General features: G+C 46.3%; 13 protein-coding genes and 1 pseudogene. 12 read left to right on the forward strand and 2 right to left on the reverse strand.

The window, feature by feature from the left end; genetic code table 11:
• Positions 1-6: 6 nt before the first annotated feature.
• Positions 7-684, forward strand: coding sequence for a uracil-DNA glycosylase (locus tag BTW01_RS14885; protein ID WP_162103776.1), 678 nt, complete (start codon positions 7-9; stop codon positions 682-684).
• 24 nt (positions 685-708) lie between these two features.
• Here BTW01_RS14885 and BTW01_RS14890 read toward each other — a convergent pair whose 3' ends face one another.
• A complete protein-coding gene (locus BTW01_RS14890; RefSeq protein WP_162103777.1) occupies positions 709-2,079 on the reverse strand; it encodes an aldehyde dehydrogenase in 1,371 nt (456 codons plus the stop codon).
• Between the two features lie 169 nt (positions 2,080-2,248).
• Between BTW01_RS14890 and BTW01_RS14895 the strand changes: the two genes are divergently transcribed.
• From BTW01_RS14895 to BTW01_RS14905, 3 genes are all read left to right on the forward strand, one after another.
• Positions 2,249-2,572, forward strand: a complete 324-nt coding sequence (locus tag BTW01_RS14895; protein WP_162103778.1) for a YwdI family protein — start codon at positions 2,249-2,251, stop codon at positions 2,570-2,572.
• A 19-nt stretch (positions 2,573-2,591) separates the two neighbouring features.
• Positions 2,592-3,914 carry a purine/pyrimidine permease gene (locus BTW01_RS14900; RefSeq protein WP_162103779.1) on the forward strand — a complete coding sequence of 441 codons (1,323 nt, stop codon included), beginning with the start codon at positions 2,592-2,594 and terminating at the stop codon, positions 3,912-3,914.
• A gap of 61 nt (positions 3,915-3,975) precedes the next feature.
• Positions 3,976-4,347 carry a DUF423 domain-containing protein gene (locus BTW01_RS14905; protein WP_162103780.1) on the forward strand — a complete coding sequence of 124 codons (372 nt, stop codon included), beginning with the start codon at positions 3,976-3,978 and terminating at the stop codon, positions 4,345-4,347.
• A gap of 43 nt (positions 4,348-4,390) precedes the next feature.
• Here the strand turns inward: BTW01_RS14905 and gerQ are convergent, their stop codons facing one another.
• Complete coding sequence (gerQ, locus tag BTW01_RS14910; protein WP_162103781.1) at positions 4,391-4,927, reverse strand: spore coat protein GerQ; 537 nt, start codon at positions 4,925-4,927, stop codon at positions 4,391-4,393.
• 318 nt (positions 4,928-5,245) lie between these two features.
• Here gerQ and BTW01_RS14915 point away from each other — a divergent pair, with 318 nt between their 5' ends.
• The 8 genes and pseudogenes from BTW01_RS14915 to BTW01_RS14950 all read left to right on the forward strand — a co-directional run bounded on the left by BTW01_RS14915 (position 5,246) and on the right by BTW01_RS14950 (position 12,603).
• Complete coding sequence (locus tag BTW01_RS14915) at positions 5,246-6,016, forward strand: glycosyltransferase family 2 protein (RefSeq protein ID WP_162103782.1); 771 nt, start codon at positions 5,246-5,248, stop codon at positions 6,014-6,016.
• Between the two features lie 6 nt (positions 6,017-6,022).
• Positions 6,023-7,435 (forward strand): CDP-glycerol glycerophosphotransferase family protein, encoded by a 1,413-nt coding sequence (locus BTW01_RS14920; protein WP_162103783.1) that lies wholly within the window; start codon positions 6,023-6,025, stop codon positions 7,433-7,435.
• Between the two features lie 31 nt (positions 7,436-7,466).
• Entirely contained in the window at positions 7,467-8,636 is a 1,170-nt protein-coding gene (locus BTW01_RS14925) for a DegT/DnrJ/EryC1/StrS family aminotransferase (protein ID WP_162103988.1), read from the forward strand.
• Positions 8,637-9,503 carry a GNAT family N-acetyltransferase gene (locus tag BTW01_RS14930; RefSeq protein WP_162103784.1) on the forward strand — a complete coding sequence of 289 codons (867 nt, stop codon included), beginning with the start codon at positions 8,637-8,639 and terminating at the stop codon, positions 9,501-9,503. It abuts the gene before it with no gap.
• A complete protein-coding gene (locus BTW01_RS14935) occupies positions 9,503-10,624 on the forward strand; it encodes an N-acetylneuraminate synthase family protein (protein ID WP_162103785.1) in 1,122 nt (373 codons plus the stop codon). Before BTW01_RS14930 ends, BTW01_RS14935 begins: the two co-directional genes overlap by 1 nt.
• Positions 10,625-10,652: 28 nt before the next feature.
• Positions 10,653-10,835, forward strand: a pseudogene (locus BTW01_RS14940) (spore coat protein); the annotation flags it as partial.
• 2 nt (positions 10,836-10,837) lie between these two features.
• A complete protein-coding gene (locus BTW01_RS14945; RefSeq protein WP_162103787.1) occupies positions 10,838-11,857 on the forward strand; it encodes a PseG/SpsG family protein in 1,020 nt (339 codons plus the stop codon).
• Positions 11,858-11,874: 17 nt separating this feature from the next.
• Positions 11,875-12,603 carry a sugar phosphate nucleotidyltransferase gene (locus BTW01_RS14950; RefSeq protein ID WP_162103788.1) on the forward strand — a complete coding sequence of 243 codons (729 nt, stop codon included), beginning with the start codon at positions 11,875-11,877 and terminating at the stop codon, positions 12,601-12,603.
• Positions 12,604-12,608: the final 5 nt, after the last annotated feature.

Here is a 12,608-nt window from a genome sequence, read left to right on the forward strand (position 1 = left end):
TGAATCTTGAAACAGCTTTTACAGGACAGCTGGTGGAATCAGCTGAAGGAAGAGTTTGAGAAACCGTATTATCAAGAGCTGAGAGACATGCTGAAGCGGGAATACGCGGAGCAAACGGTTTATCCGGATAGCCGGGATATTTTTAATGCGCTGCATTATACCTCATATGATGATGTCAAGGTCGTCATCCTCGGCCAAGACCCGTATCACGGGCCGGGACAGGCTCAAGGCTTAAGCTTCTCCGTAAAGCCGGGTGTGAAGCAGCCTCCTTCATTAAGGAATATCTTTCTTGAGCTACAGCAGGATATCGGGTGCAGCATCCCGAATCACGGGTCGCTTGTCAGCTGGGCAAAGCAAGGGGTTCTGTTGCTGAATACTGTGCTGACCGTAAGGCGCGGACAGGCGAATTCCCACAAGGGAAAAGGCTGGGAGCGTCTGACAGACCGGGTGATTGACGTGCTGAATGAAAGAGAGCGGCCGGTTGTCTTTATTTTATGGGGCCGGCATGCCCAAATGAAAAAAGAACGGATCGACACGTCCAAGCATTTTATCATCGAATCCACACACCCAAGCCCATTCTCTGCAAGAAATGGATTTTTCGGGAGTAAACCATTTTCCCGGGCGAATGCGTGCTTGGAGAAATTGGGAGACGAACCGATTAATTGGTGTATAGAGAATTTGTAAAAAGCGCAGCTGCCCTGCGCTTTTTTATTTAAGTATTTTCCGAATCAACCGCAGCCCGTTTTCGGAGGAAGGATATCGGAAAGCGAAGTCGAAGCGGTTCGTTTGTTTGACGACGCTTTTTTTGTGCGTGAAGGTGTTAAAGCTGTCAAATCCATGATAGCTGCCAATGCCGCTTTCTCCAACGCCGCCGAATGGCAAATACGGTGTCGCGACATGCATTAATGTGTCATTGACACAGCCGCCGCCAAACGACAGATTCTCTAAAACAGTCCGCTCGATTGTTTGATTTGTGGTGAAAATATACAGGGCGAGCGGTTTTGGACGCGATTGAACTTTCTCGATGACTTCGCCGATATCAGCGTACGTAAAGAGCGGAAGAATCGGCCCAAAAATCTCTTCCTGCATTACGGGAGAGTCATCCTTTACTTGATCAAGGATGGTTGGCGCTATTTTGTGATGATCATGATCAAACTGTCCGCCTGTGAGCGGGACGCCATCATTTAGAAAGCTGAGCAGCCGCTGATAGTGGCGTTCACTGACGATTTTGCCGTACTGCGGATTTTGTTCAGGCTGAGGGCCATGAAATTCACTGATCGCACGCTTCATTTCTTCTGTGAGCTTCGTTTTGATGTCTTCGTGGACAAATACATAATCAGGTGCGATGCAGGTTTGGCCCGCATTAGTGAATTTGCCAAAGACGATGCGTTTTGCGGCCAGCTGTATGTCAGCATCCTTGTGGACAATGCAAGGGCTTTTGCCGCCAAGCTCCAAGGTAACAGGAATTAATTGTGTTGCGGCGGCTTCCATGACGATTTTCCCGACATTAACGCTGCCGGTGAAGAAGATATAGTCAAAGGGCTGCTGTAATAACGCTGTGCTGACGTCGGGACCGCCCTCCGCCATAGCGACATAATCACACGGAAAAACGCTGCTGATGAGGTGAGAAAGAACAGCGGAAACAGCGGGCGTATATTCCGATGGCTTGAGAACGACCGTGTTCCCGGCCGCAATGGCTCCGATCAAGGGTGAAAGCGCCAGCTGCAAGGGATAGTTCCAAGGAGCAATCACTAAGACGGTTCCATACGGCTCAGGGATGATGATGCTTTTGGAGCCTAAATGAGTCAGCGGCGTTTTAACTCGTTTCGGCTTGACCCATTTTCTCAGCCGCTTCATCACAAAACTGATTTCCTTCAGTACAATGCCGATTTCTGTCGTATACGCCTCCTGTTCGGATTTATGGAGATCCTGATAGAGAGCGGCTGTTATATCGGCTTCATGTATTTTGATGGCTTGTTTCAGCTTCTGCAGCATGTCCAGTCTCGCTTCTGGCGGTCTCGTACGACCCGCTGCAAAATAGGCTTTGTGCTTGCTGACGATAGAGGAGATGCTGTTCATTCCTATCGCTCCTTTTTTGTTAGGTATGGTGATTTATTATGTGGAACATCTCGTCTGCTTGTCAAATGTGCAAAGTTTGTCGGATAAAATAACAAACTCATATCTGCGTTTGCGGCTGGAATTTGATAAAATGCAGGGAAGACGATAATTATGGCTTGGAGGATTCTTGATGAACATTCATATATCTGCTTTGATTCAAAAGATGGAAGAGGAGCTGAAAAAAGCAAAGACAGCTGAACGGGATGAGGAGCTGAAGCGTTATGTAGCGGTTGTCCGTTCTTTGTGTGACATTGTGCTGGATCATCCGGAGACTGCGAGCGCGCCCCGCATACAGCAGCAGCCGACTAGCACGCCGAGTTCTGTCGCACCGCCATCAACAGAACAGCTAGTGATGAAAAAAATGATGGGAAGCGCCGGATTAAATAAATATCGAAAGCAGGAAAAAGAGAAGAAGGAAGAGGACGGAAACGGAGAATCTTTATTTGATTTTTAATGAAAGAGGTTGAGATCACGTGAGATTGGTTCTTGGCGCGCTGCAATGGACAGCGTTTATCATTGCAGCGGCAATTGTTGTTCCGGTGGCTGTTGCCCAGTCGTTTCATCTGGATCACTTTGATTCTGCGAGATTAATCCAAAGCACTTTTTTTGTACTGGGAATTGCAGCCGTCATTCAGTGTTTAAAAGGGCACAAATTGCCGATCAATGAAAGTCCTGCGGGTTTGTGGTGGGGTGTGTATACCATCTACGCCGGACTGACGGGAACTGTGTTTGCGACATACGGGGACACACTGCGAGGTTTGCAAGGAGCGCTTCTTGTAAGCGCTGTATGTTTCTTTTTGTTAAGTATTTTTAAGGTCATAGATCGGCTTGCCGCCTTGTTTACACCGGTTGTAACGGGCGTCTATTTATTGCTGCTGGTGATGCAGCTGAGTCAGCCCATTATAAAGGGGATTCTTGGCATTGGCTATCGTAAGGACGGTGTGGATGGTCTTGTGTTTGGCTTGGCACTTATTGTGATCGCGGCTGCCTTTATGATGACAAATTCGAACATCATGTTTTTTAAGCAATATTCGATTTTGTTGGCTCTGTTTGGCGGGTGGACGCTGTTTGCTGCTTTCGGGGCAGCCAAGCCGATGGAAATGCCGGATCGGCTGTTTCAGCTACCATCCCTGTTTCCTTTTGGCATCCCGCTATTTAACAGCGGCTTGATCATCACCTCCATTTTTATTACCATCCTGCTGATTGTGAATATGCTGGCTAGCATGAAAGTTGTGGATATCGCTGTGAAGAAGTTCGGCAAACAGCCGGATGGTCAGCGGCGTGAGCGACATGCCGGTTTTGCCGCCTCCTTCAGCCATCTGCTGAGCGGTTTGACGGGAGGCATTGCCCCAGTTCCGATTTCGGGAGCAGCGGGTTTTATTGAGACGACTAAAATGTCTTCTAAAAAACCGTTTATGGTCGGCAGTATGCTGGTTGTCGTGATCAGCGTGATTCCGTTTTTTATGAATGCGTTTGCGAGCCTGCCGTCACCCGTTGGATTTGCGGTAAACTTTGTGGTGTTCTCCGCAATGGGCGGGCTGGCCTTTGCCGAATTTGATTCGTACGAGAAAGCAGAACGGAAAAGGGTGCGGTCTGTGATCGGCATTTCACTGCTGACAGGGGTCGGTTTCATGTTTGTTCCTGAAACGGCATTAAAGGGATTGCACCCGATATTGATTTCTCTGTTAAGCAATGGGCTCGTATTAGGGACGCTTGCTGCAATAGCGGCAGATCAGTTCCAGCTTTGGCGCGGGAGAAAATCCGACAATCTCGTGTCATCGGAGAACAAACGTTGAATTTTGGTACAGGTACGATAAGATAAATGATAGGAGTTTAACGAAAAGGCGGGAGAGATAGATGAAAGTGTTTATCATATTAGGGGCTATTAATGCCCTGCTTGCCGTGGGGCTCGGAGCATTTGGCGCTCACGGATTAGAAGGGAAAATTCCTGATAAATATCTTCAGGTTTGGCACACAGGCGTGCAGTATCATATGTATCACGCCCTTGGGCTTTTCGTTGTCGCATTTCTCGCTGATAAATTATCCGGCATCGGCAATGTGACGGCAGCCGGCTGGCTGATGTTCGCGGGAATTGTGCTGTTTTCCGGAAGCTTATATATTCTCAGCTTAACGCAAGTTTCCATTCTTGGGGCGATTACCCCGCTCGGCGGTGTGGCGTTTATTATTTCTTGGATTATGATCGTCGTCGCAGCTGTCAAATATCTATAAACAAAAAAGCCAATCCTCAACATATGAGAGATTGGCTTTTTCTTTATCTTGGCGAATAAGACGACATGGAGTATGGATACGTATATGCTATTTCTTCATCAAATGTAATGTAATCGAGGTAGATTGTCAGGAGCAGGTAGCGTGTTCCTGATTTCGGATCGCTCAGGATAATGTGATCACGTCCTGCAGCCTCGATGACGCCCCGAAAAATCTTTGAGCTCCATTCCTTGCTGTTTTCAAACGTCATATAAATGGTCGCTGTCTTTCCCCGGTTCAGCCGCAAAATATTCTCAATATATGATTCTTCAACAGGCAGCATGCCGGGAACGCTTTGGCCCGGCGCTGACGGTGTCGGACCTGATGGAATTTGAAACCCGCCGCCCTGCTGCTGGCCTGAAAATCCGAATCCCTGCTGTCCTTGCTGCCCCTGCTGCATTGGCATCATTGGCTGCATCCCCATCATCTGCATTTGTCCGCCTTGGCCTTGCTGCGGGTACGGATTAGCGCCGTACTGAGGCTGATACCCCTGCATATTATCAAATCCCTGCATTTGCTGATATTGATTTTTTTTCGGTTTCATATCGTTCCTCCTTTTTATGAAAACCATTTAAAACAGTTCGGGATGTATAGATGAACGCTCCGCGATGACTCACCTCCGATGGAAAACGATCTTAGTCGCTGGTGCGATTTTTATCTCTTTCACCTTATGAGGCAAATGCTTGGAATATGCGGAAAAAGAACAGCAGCCCGCACAGAATTCGATCCGGACAATCGCTGTTTTTTACAGACATGCACGAACTTTTCACATATTGGTTTGTATCCCTATCGCAACTTGTATATAACCAACATAAGATAACGTTAGTTTCAGATGTGAAGTTTCAAGAAGGAGGTGTAGGATTTGCCGAAAGTATCAGTCGTGATGACGAGCTATAACAAAAGCGATTATGTGGCAAAAACTATTTCCAGTATACTCTCACAAACATTTTCAGATTTTGAATTGTTTATAATGGATGACAACTCCAACGAAGAGACACTGAATGTCATCCGCCCTTTTTTGAATGATAACCGAGTTCGTTTTTATCAAAGCGATATATCAGAAGTGAAAGAAAGAACGGAAAAAACGAGGTACGCGGCGCTGATCAATCAGGCGATTGAGATGGCGGGGGGTGAATATATCACCTATGCGACGGATGACAACATTTATATGCCGGACCGGCTCCTGAAAATGGTTCGGGAGCTCGATGCTTCTCCTGAAAAAGCTGTGATTTACTCAGCCTCCAAAACCTATCATTTAAACGAAAATGGCGACATTGTAAAAGAAACTGCGAGGCCTGCCGCTCAAGTGATATGGAACGCGCCATGCGCCATCGACCATTGTTCGGTGATGCATAGATTTTCTGTGCTTGAAAAGGTAAAGGAGAAATTTGGCTCTTATTGGGATGAAAACCCGGCATTTTACCGGATCGGGGATGCCAGGTTCTTTTGGAGGGTCAATCATTTTTATCCGTTTTATCCCCTGGCTGAGGAGCTTGATTTGAATTATATCACCGACAAATCGATTCACTATCAGCTGTTTGCATCAGAAAAAAATGAATTCGTCAGAAATCTTCCTCCGCAGCGCAATTGTCAAGAGCTGCGTGAATCCTTAAAAAAGCTGAGAATGAGGTGAGAGCTCTTGTCGTTCTATTTAAGCAATTATTGGGTGCTGTACCGGAAGTATGTCGAGCTTTTTGACAATTTTCGCTATAAGGGGATTCCGCTAGGGCTTATCAGTAATTTTTATCAGTATATCAGTCCAGAGCTGAGGGAGATGATGGAAAAAGAACCAGAGATATTTGGACCGGCAGAGCAGTATATCAACGAAGAGCAGATTCAGCCGTATTTTGAAGAAAAAATACAAAAGATAGTCAAAATAAACAGTAAAACTGTTAAGGGAAAGGTCATTTTGCACTTTGATTACCTGCGTTTTTCAAATGAAAATTACTATCAATTTGCTCCTGAAAAAACAGCTATTTTGGCTAGATGGAGTTTGCCGCATCATTGTGATCTGCCTGTGATTAGCAAACGTGTGATTACGGAATCATGCCAAAAAGGCGATCCGAAGCCATATCTTGAAACAGCAGATTCAATTTTAGCTCCTTTTAATGACCACCCGGCATTCGGTGATCAGGCGTTTCGCGATCGGCTTTACAAAGATATTCCTTTATTTATGGAAGCTATTGATGCTGTTGATACGCTGCTTGAGCAGGAGAAGGTTTCGGCTGTTGTCGTCGGAACAACTGAGGATATTTACAGCCGAGTGCTCGCTCTCATGTGCCGAAGGAAAGGAGTCGTCAGTATTTGCCTTCAGCATGGCGCATTGATGGGGGATGAAGCTTTTATTCCTGTTTTTACAACCTATCAAGCTGTTTTTGGTGCGTATGAAGCGGAGTGGTTCAAACGAAAAGGCTGTAAACCTGATCAGATTCTCGTAACGGGACATCCCCGCTTCGATCAAATTTTCACCAGAGCCCCTATAGATATGTCCACATTCTATCGAAAACTTGCTTTCCATCCGACTAAAAAAATCGTGCTCATTGCGACCCAGCCATTTTCAGAAGACTTTTATTCTGACGTGCTAGAAGGACTGTCAGATCAGAAACAGCTGCAAATCATCATCAAACCCCACCCTTGGGAAATCGGAAAAAATAAGCTTGATTTGTATTACGATGCAGCAAAAAAACATAAAGCATGCAGAGTCATCAAAAAGGAGATCGATCTGTATGATATGCTGCCATATGCTGATGCGGCAGTGACGCAAGCCTCAACGGTCGGACTTGAAGCCATGCTGTTTCAAAAAACTGCGCTGATCGGGAAATCATCTGGAAGCCGCATATATCCGTATTATGAATCTCTTGGCGATTTTATGTTTGACCAGCCGGATGAACTGGCGCGCACCTTGATTGAGGTTCTTCGAAGTCCCGCTGTGCAGGAAAAAGCAGAAGAGGCGCGTCTGGCATTCACAGCAGCCAACTATCCGGTGACAGAATCAACAAACGCTTTATTTGCAGAACTGAAAGCCAAAACAGGGATTGATTACCGGCGGTAAGATACTGAATAAAATGATAGGGGCGCGAAAAATTATGCGAAAGGAAAATCATTTTCTTCCTTATTCATTGCCGTTAATCGGCAAGGAAGAAATTCAGGAGGTTACAGAAACGCTTGAATCGGGATGGCTTTCCAAAGGCCCGAAGGTTCAGCAGTTTGAAAAAGAATTTGCCGTGTTTGTCGGGGCGAAACATGCCGTAGCGCTCAATTCATGCACCGCTGCTTTATTTTTGGCCTTGAAAGCAAGAGGGATCGGGCCGGGTGACGAGGTCATTACCTCTCCGCTTACGTTCAGCTCGACCGCTAATACGATTATTCATACAGGAGCTGCACCTGTGTTTGCGGACATTGACGAAAACACGCTCAATATTGATCCGGCAAAGATTGAGGCGGCCATCACACCGCAAACAAAAGCGGTTGTGCCTGTCCACTTCGGCGGGCAGTCCTGCGATATGGATGCGATATTGGCAATCGCCCAAAAGCATGGCTTATTTGTACTTGAGGATGCGGCACATGCGGTATATACGACTTATAAGCAAAGAATGATCGGTTCTATAGGAGATGCGACAGCATTCAGCTTTTACGCCACCAAAAATTTAGCGACAGGAGAAGGCGGCATGTTGACGACAGACGATGAGAAGCTTGCCGATCACATCCGGGTGATGAGTCTTCACGGCATGAGCAAGGCCGCTTGGAACCGTTATTCTTCAAAAGGCAGCTGGTATTATGAAGTCGAATTGCCCGGCTATAAAATGAACATGTTTGATCTGCAGGCTGCTCTAGGTCTTCATCAGCTGAAACGGCTGGATGATATGCAAAAGCGAAGAGAAGAGATTGCCGGCTGCTACCAAGCCGCATTTCAGCAGATTCCGGGGCTGATCACACCGTTTGTTCATGATGCCGGCAGGCACGCCTGGCATTTATATGTTCTGCAAGTTGATGAAAAACAGGCCGGTGTTACGCGCGACGAAATGATTATGGCTTTAAAGGATGAATACAATATCGGCGCAAGCGTTCATTTTATCCCGGTACACATTCATCCGTATTATCAAAAGCAATTCGGGTTTAAAGAAGCGGATTTTCCGATTGCCATGAATTACTATAAACGAACCCTGTCGCTCCCGCTCTATCCATCAATGTCTGACGAAGATGTACATGATGTCATAGAAGCAGTGCGGGCTATCGTAAAAGGAGCTGATTAAGTGTATAAAATAAAAGAAGATGTCTCCAAAGAGGCGATTGAGGGTTTTCTCCAAAGCAGGCAGCTTACACTGGACGTTCCATATGAATTTTCCCTCGGTCTGTTTGAAAACGGTATGCTCCAAGGCGTTTTGCTTTATGAAAATTCTTTGTGGGAAAGCCAGATACTTCAGAAAAAAATTATGAACGTCAAGCTTCTTACGGCAAACAGATCCGGTCAGCTGAAGGAGCTGTTTCAAGCGTTTTATTCTGTACGGCAAATGGATGAAACGGATTTGGTCTTTGTTCGTGTTTCAGCTGAAGATATCGGAGCCGCACATGTAATACAGCAACAGCCATCCTCTTACTTTGTCGGCGGTTTTTTGAAGCTGGCGAATTCCCCGTCTTTTTATGACAAAACACCGTCATTTTTTGAGCTGGGGCCGCCTGAGCCCGGGGACACAGAAGCGATTTGTGAGCTGTCTCGAGACGCATTTACAAAAAGCAGATATTTTCAAGATCCTCTTCTCAGCTGCGAAGCAGCAAATAAGATTTTTCGAGAGTGGACACGGAACAACCTGAATGGAAGGGCGATTAATGTTGCCGCTAAGCACAATGGCGAGGTCATCGGCTATCTTCAAGGTCTGTCAAGAGGCGATGAATTCGTTCTCGATTTGATGGCTATTAAGCCGGGATTTGAAGGAAAACGTATCGCGTTTCATTTATTGGCGAATCTCATAGAACACCCGTCGACCCAGAAGCATAAAACGGTAACAGCGGGGACGCAGCTTCACAATGTAAGGGCGATCCGCCTTTATGAAAGAATGGGCTTCACCGCTGTACAATCGTATTACTATTATCATATTTGGCCGGGTAAGGGGGCGAGATAATGGCAGAATTTCAGATCGCGAATAAAAAAGTGGGCAACGGCGCTCCAGTATTTATTATTGCGGAAGCGGGAATTAATCATGATGGAAAGCTTAATCAGGCCTTTGCGCTGATTGATGCAGCGGCCGAAGCGGGAGCGGATGCCGTGAAATTTCAGTTGTTTCAGGCTGATAAGATGTATCAGAAATACCCAGGTCTGTACAAAACAGCGGCGGGTAAGGACGTCTCTATTTTTTCTTTGGTTCAATCTATGGAAATGCCGGCTGAGTGGATTTCCCCGCTATTGGATTACTGCCGAAAAAAGCAGGTGATCTTTTTAAGCACAGTATGTGACGAAGGGTCAGCTGACCTGCTTCAGTCCACCTCGCCGAGCGCTTTTAAAATGGCATCCTATGAAATTAACCATCTCCCGCTGCTCAAATATGTCGCCCGAATGAACAGGCCGATGATATTTTCGACAGCCGGAGCGGAAATTTCTGATATTCACGAAGCTTGGAAAACCATCAAGGCAGAGGGCAATGATCAAATTGCTATTATGCATTGTGTAGCGAAATATCCTGCGCCGCTTGAGTACAGCAACCTCAGTGTTATTCCGATGCTTGCCGCCGCTTTTCCTGATGCGGTAATTGGCTTCTCCGATCATAGTGAGCATCCGACAGAAGCGCCATGTGCCGCTGTTCGGCAAGGAGCGAAACTAATAGAAAAGCATTTTACGATCGATAAAAACCTGCCGGGCGCCGACCACTCGTTTGCATTGAATCCTGAGGAATTGAGAGAAATGGTTGAAGGCATCAGGATAACCGAAGCCGAGATGAAACAAGGAATCAGGCGCCCAGTCTCTGAAAAGCTCCTAGGCAGTTCATACAAAACAACGACAGCGATTGAAGGAGAAATCCGAAATTTTGCATACAGAGGGATCTTTTCAACAGCTCCGATTCAAAAAGGTGAAGCCTTTAGTGAAGACAATATCGCAGTGCTTCGCCCCGGAAAAAAGCCGCAGGGACTGCACCCAAGGTTTTTCGAGCTGCTGACCGGCGGTGTTCGGGCTGTGAGAGACATTCAGGCTGACACAGGCATTGTCTGGGATGACATTTTAATGAAGGACAGCCCGCTTCATGAATGAAATCATTCAAGCCAAAATGGGTTCAACACGCCTTCCATTTTTAGAGTCGCCGGACCGATGTCGCATCCCTCAATATCGTCTGGACATTGATACAAATGAAAACGATGGATCGATAAAGATTCTATATCAAAAAGCAGGCGAGAATCTCGATGTATCTGCCCCAAAGCTGAACCAAAACTTCGCTGCGGCGATTGAACGAGAGGCTAAATAACCATGCGAATTGGGATCTTGGCAGACGGCGGCTATGAAAAGGGCATGGGTCATGTTGTCAGGATGAAAAGACTGGCGGAAGAACTCAAACAGCGCTGCTTGATTACGTTTTATACGAACCAGGAGTCTGAATCATTTCTTCTTGAAGACCATTGGCATGTCATCATAAAGCCAAAGATGCACCAGCACGAATTTATTCTCCAGGAAATAAAAAGCAGGAAACTTGATCTGCTTTTGTTTGATATTCTCGGCGCGCCTTCCGAGCTGTTAACGAAAATAAAGGCAGAAACTGATGCGAAAATTGTACTTTTTGAAGAGAAAAACGAAAAAGCAATTCATTATAGTGATGCAGTCATCAACGGAATTTGCGGCGATATCAAGGGCAGAGTGTACGTTCAGGGAAACACACGCGTCTACGAAGGCCCGGACTATCTTATTCTTCACCCCTCCTTCCAGACCGCGAGAAATAATTATACACTGAAGAAAAAATGCCGCAATATCGTTGTCGCATTAGGAGGAAGTGATCCGAAACAGCTTGTTTTCAAAGTGCTGGCTGCAGCCGATCAAATCCCTGCCATGAAGGACAAAAACACGATGTTTGTGATGGGGAGAGCTTCACCGCATCAAGAGGCGGTCCGCAGGCAGATTCAAATGAAGCCGCAGTACACGATGATCAGGCAGACAAATGATATGGCGGGTTTGATGAAACAAGCGGATGCAGCCATCGTCGCCGGGGGCATCTCTCTTTATGAAGCCGTTTGTATCGGTGTGCCGTGCCTTGTTCTTTCCCAGGTTGAACACCAAACAGCAACAGCCAAAACATTCGCTGAGCAAGGCGCCGCTCTTGACCTTGACCTCGGAGAGCTTGTATCAGATGAAACGCTCATTTGTCAGATGTCACGACTCATCAGCAGCTATCCTCTTCGCCTTTCTTTGCACAAAAGAGGGAGACCGCTTGTGGATGGCAAAGGCATCAAGCGGGTATCAGCTATTCTCCAAGACTTGTATGATCAAAAAGCATAATGTAAGGAAGTGTTAATGTGAAAGGTGTTATTTTAGCCGGTGGAAACGGCTCACGCCTTATGCCCTTAACGAAAGCCGTCAACAAGCATTTGCTTCCTGTGGGCCCGTATCCGATGATTTACTGGTCGATTATGAAGCTTGAGGAAGCTGGAATAAAAGACATTTTACTCATCAGCCAAAAAGAACATATGCCGCAATTTTATAAGCTGCTTGGGAACGGGGAAGAGCTTGACGTCACCATCACTTATCAGGTACAGCCGGCCGCATCAGGCATTTCGGATGGACTGTCTTATGCAAAACGCTTTACGAAAAAAGACCCTTTCCTTTTATTATTAGGTGATAATATATTCGAAGATTCATTAAAGCCTTATAAGGAACGCTTTGAACAGCAGGGTAAAGGAGCAAAGGTGCTGCTCAAAGAAGTTGATGATCCGGAACGCTTCGGGATTGCTGAGATTGATGAGGAAAACAAGCGGATTCGTTCCATTATCGAAAAGCCCGCGCATCCGCCGACCAATCTTTGTGTAACCGGCATTTATATGTATGATGCGGAGGTGTTTTCATATATTGAACAAATATCACCATCAAAGCGCGGCGAGCTGGAAATCACCGATGTGAATAATCTATACATTGAAAACAGCCAGCTTACGTATGATGTGTTATCAGGCTGGTGGGTTGATGCTGGAACTCACGAATCGCTTCATCTCGCCTCTCAGCTTGTACACCGGGCTTTACAGAAAGGATAGGACGA

It is taken from the genome of Bacillus sp. SKDU12, assembly GCF_010093085.1.
Classification (GTDB): domain Bacteria; phylum Bacillota; class Bacilli; order Bacillales; family Bacillaceae; genus Bacillus; species Bacillus mexicanus.

What these genes read in the sequence shown, in the direction of transcription:
- BTW01_RS14945 (WP_162103787.1), top strand. Translation starts at nt 10,838, where the DNA reads ATGCGAATTGGGATCTTGGCAGACGGCGGCTATGAAAAGGGCATGGGT.
- BTW01_RS14890 (WP_162103777.1), bottom strand. Translation starts at nt 2,079, where the DNA reads ATGAACAGCATCTCCTCTATCGTCAGCAAGCACAAAGCCTATTTTGCA.
- gerQ (WP_162103781.1), bottom strand. Translation starts at nt 4,927, where the DNA reads ATGAAACCGAAAAAAAATCAATATCAGCAAATGCAGGGATTTGATAAT.
- BTW01_RS14905 (WP_162103780.1), top strand. Translation starts at nt 3,976, where the DNA reads ATGAAAGTGTTTATCATATTAGGGGCTATTAATGCCCTGCTTGCCGTG.
- BTW01_RS14895 (WP_162103778.1), top strand. Translation starts at nt 2,249, where the DNA reads ATGAACATTCATATATCTGCTTTGATTCAAAAGATGGAAGAGGAGCTG.
- BTW01_RS14935 (WP_162103785.1), top strand. Translation starts at nt 9,503, where the DNA reads ATGGCAGAATTTCAGATCGCGAATAAAAAAGTGGGCAACGGCGCTCCA.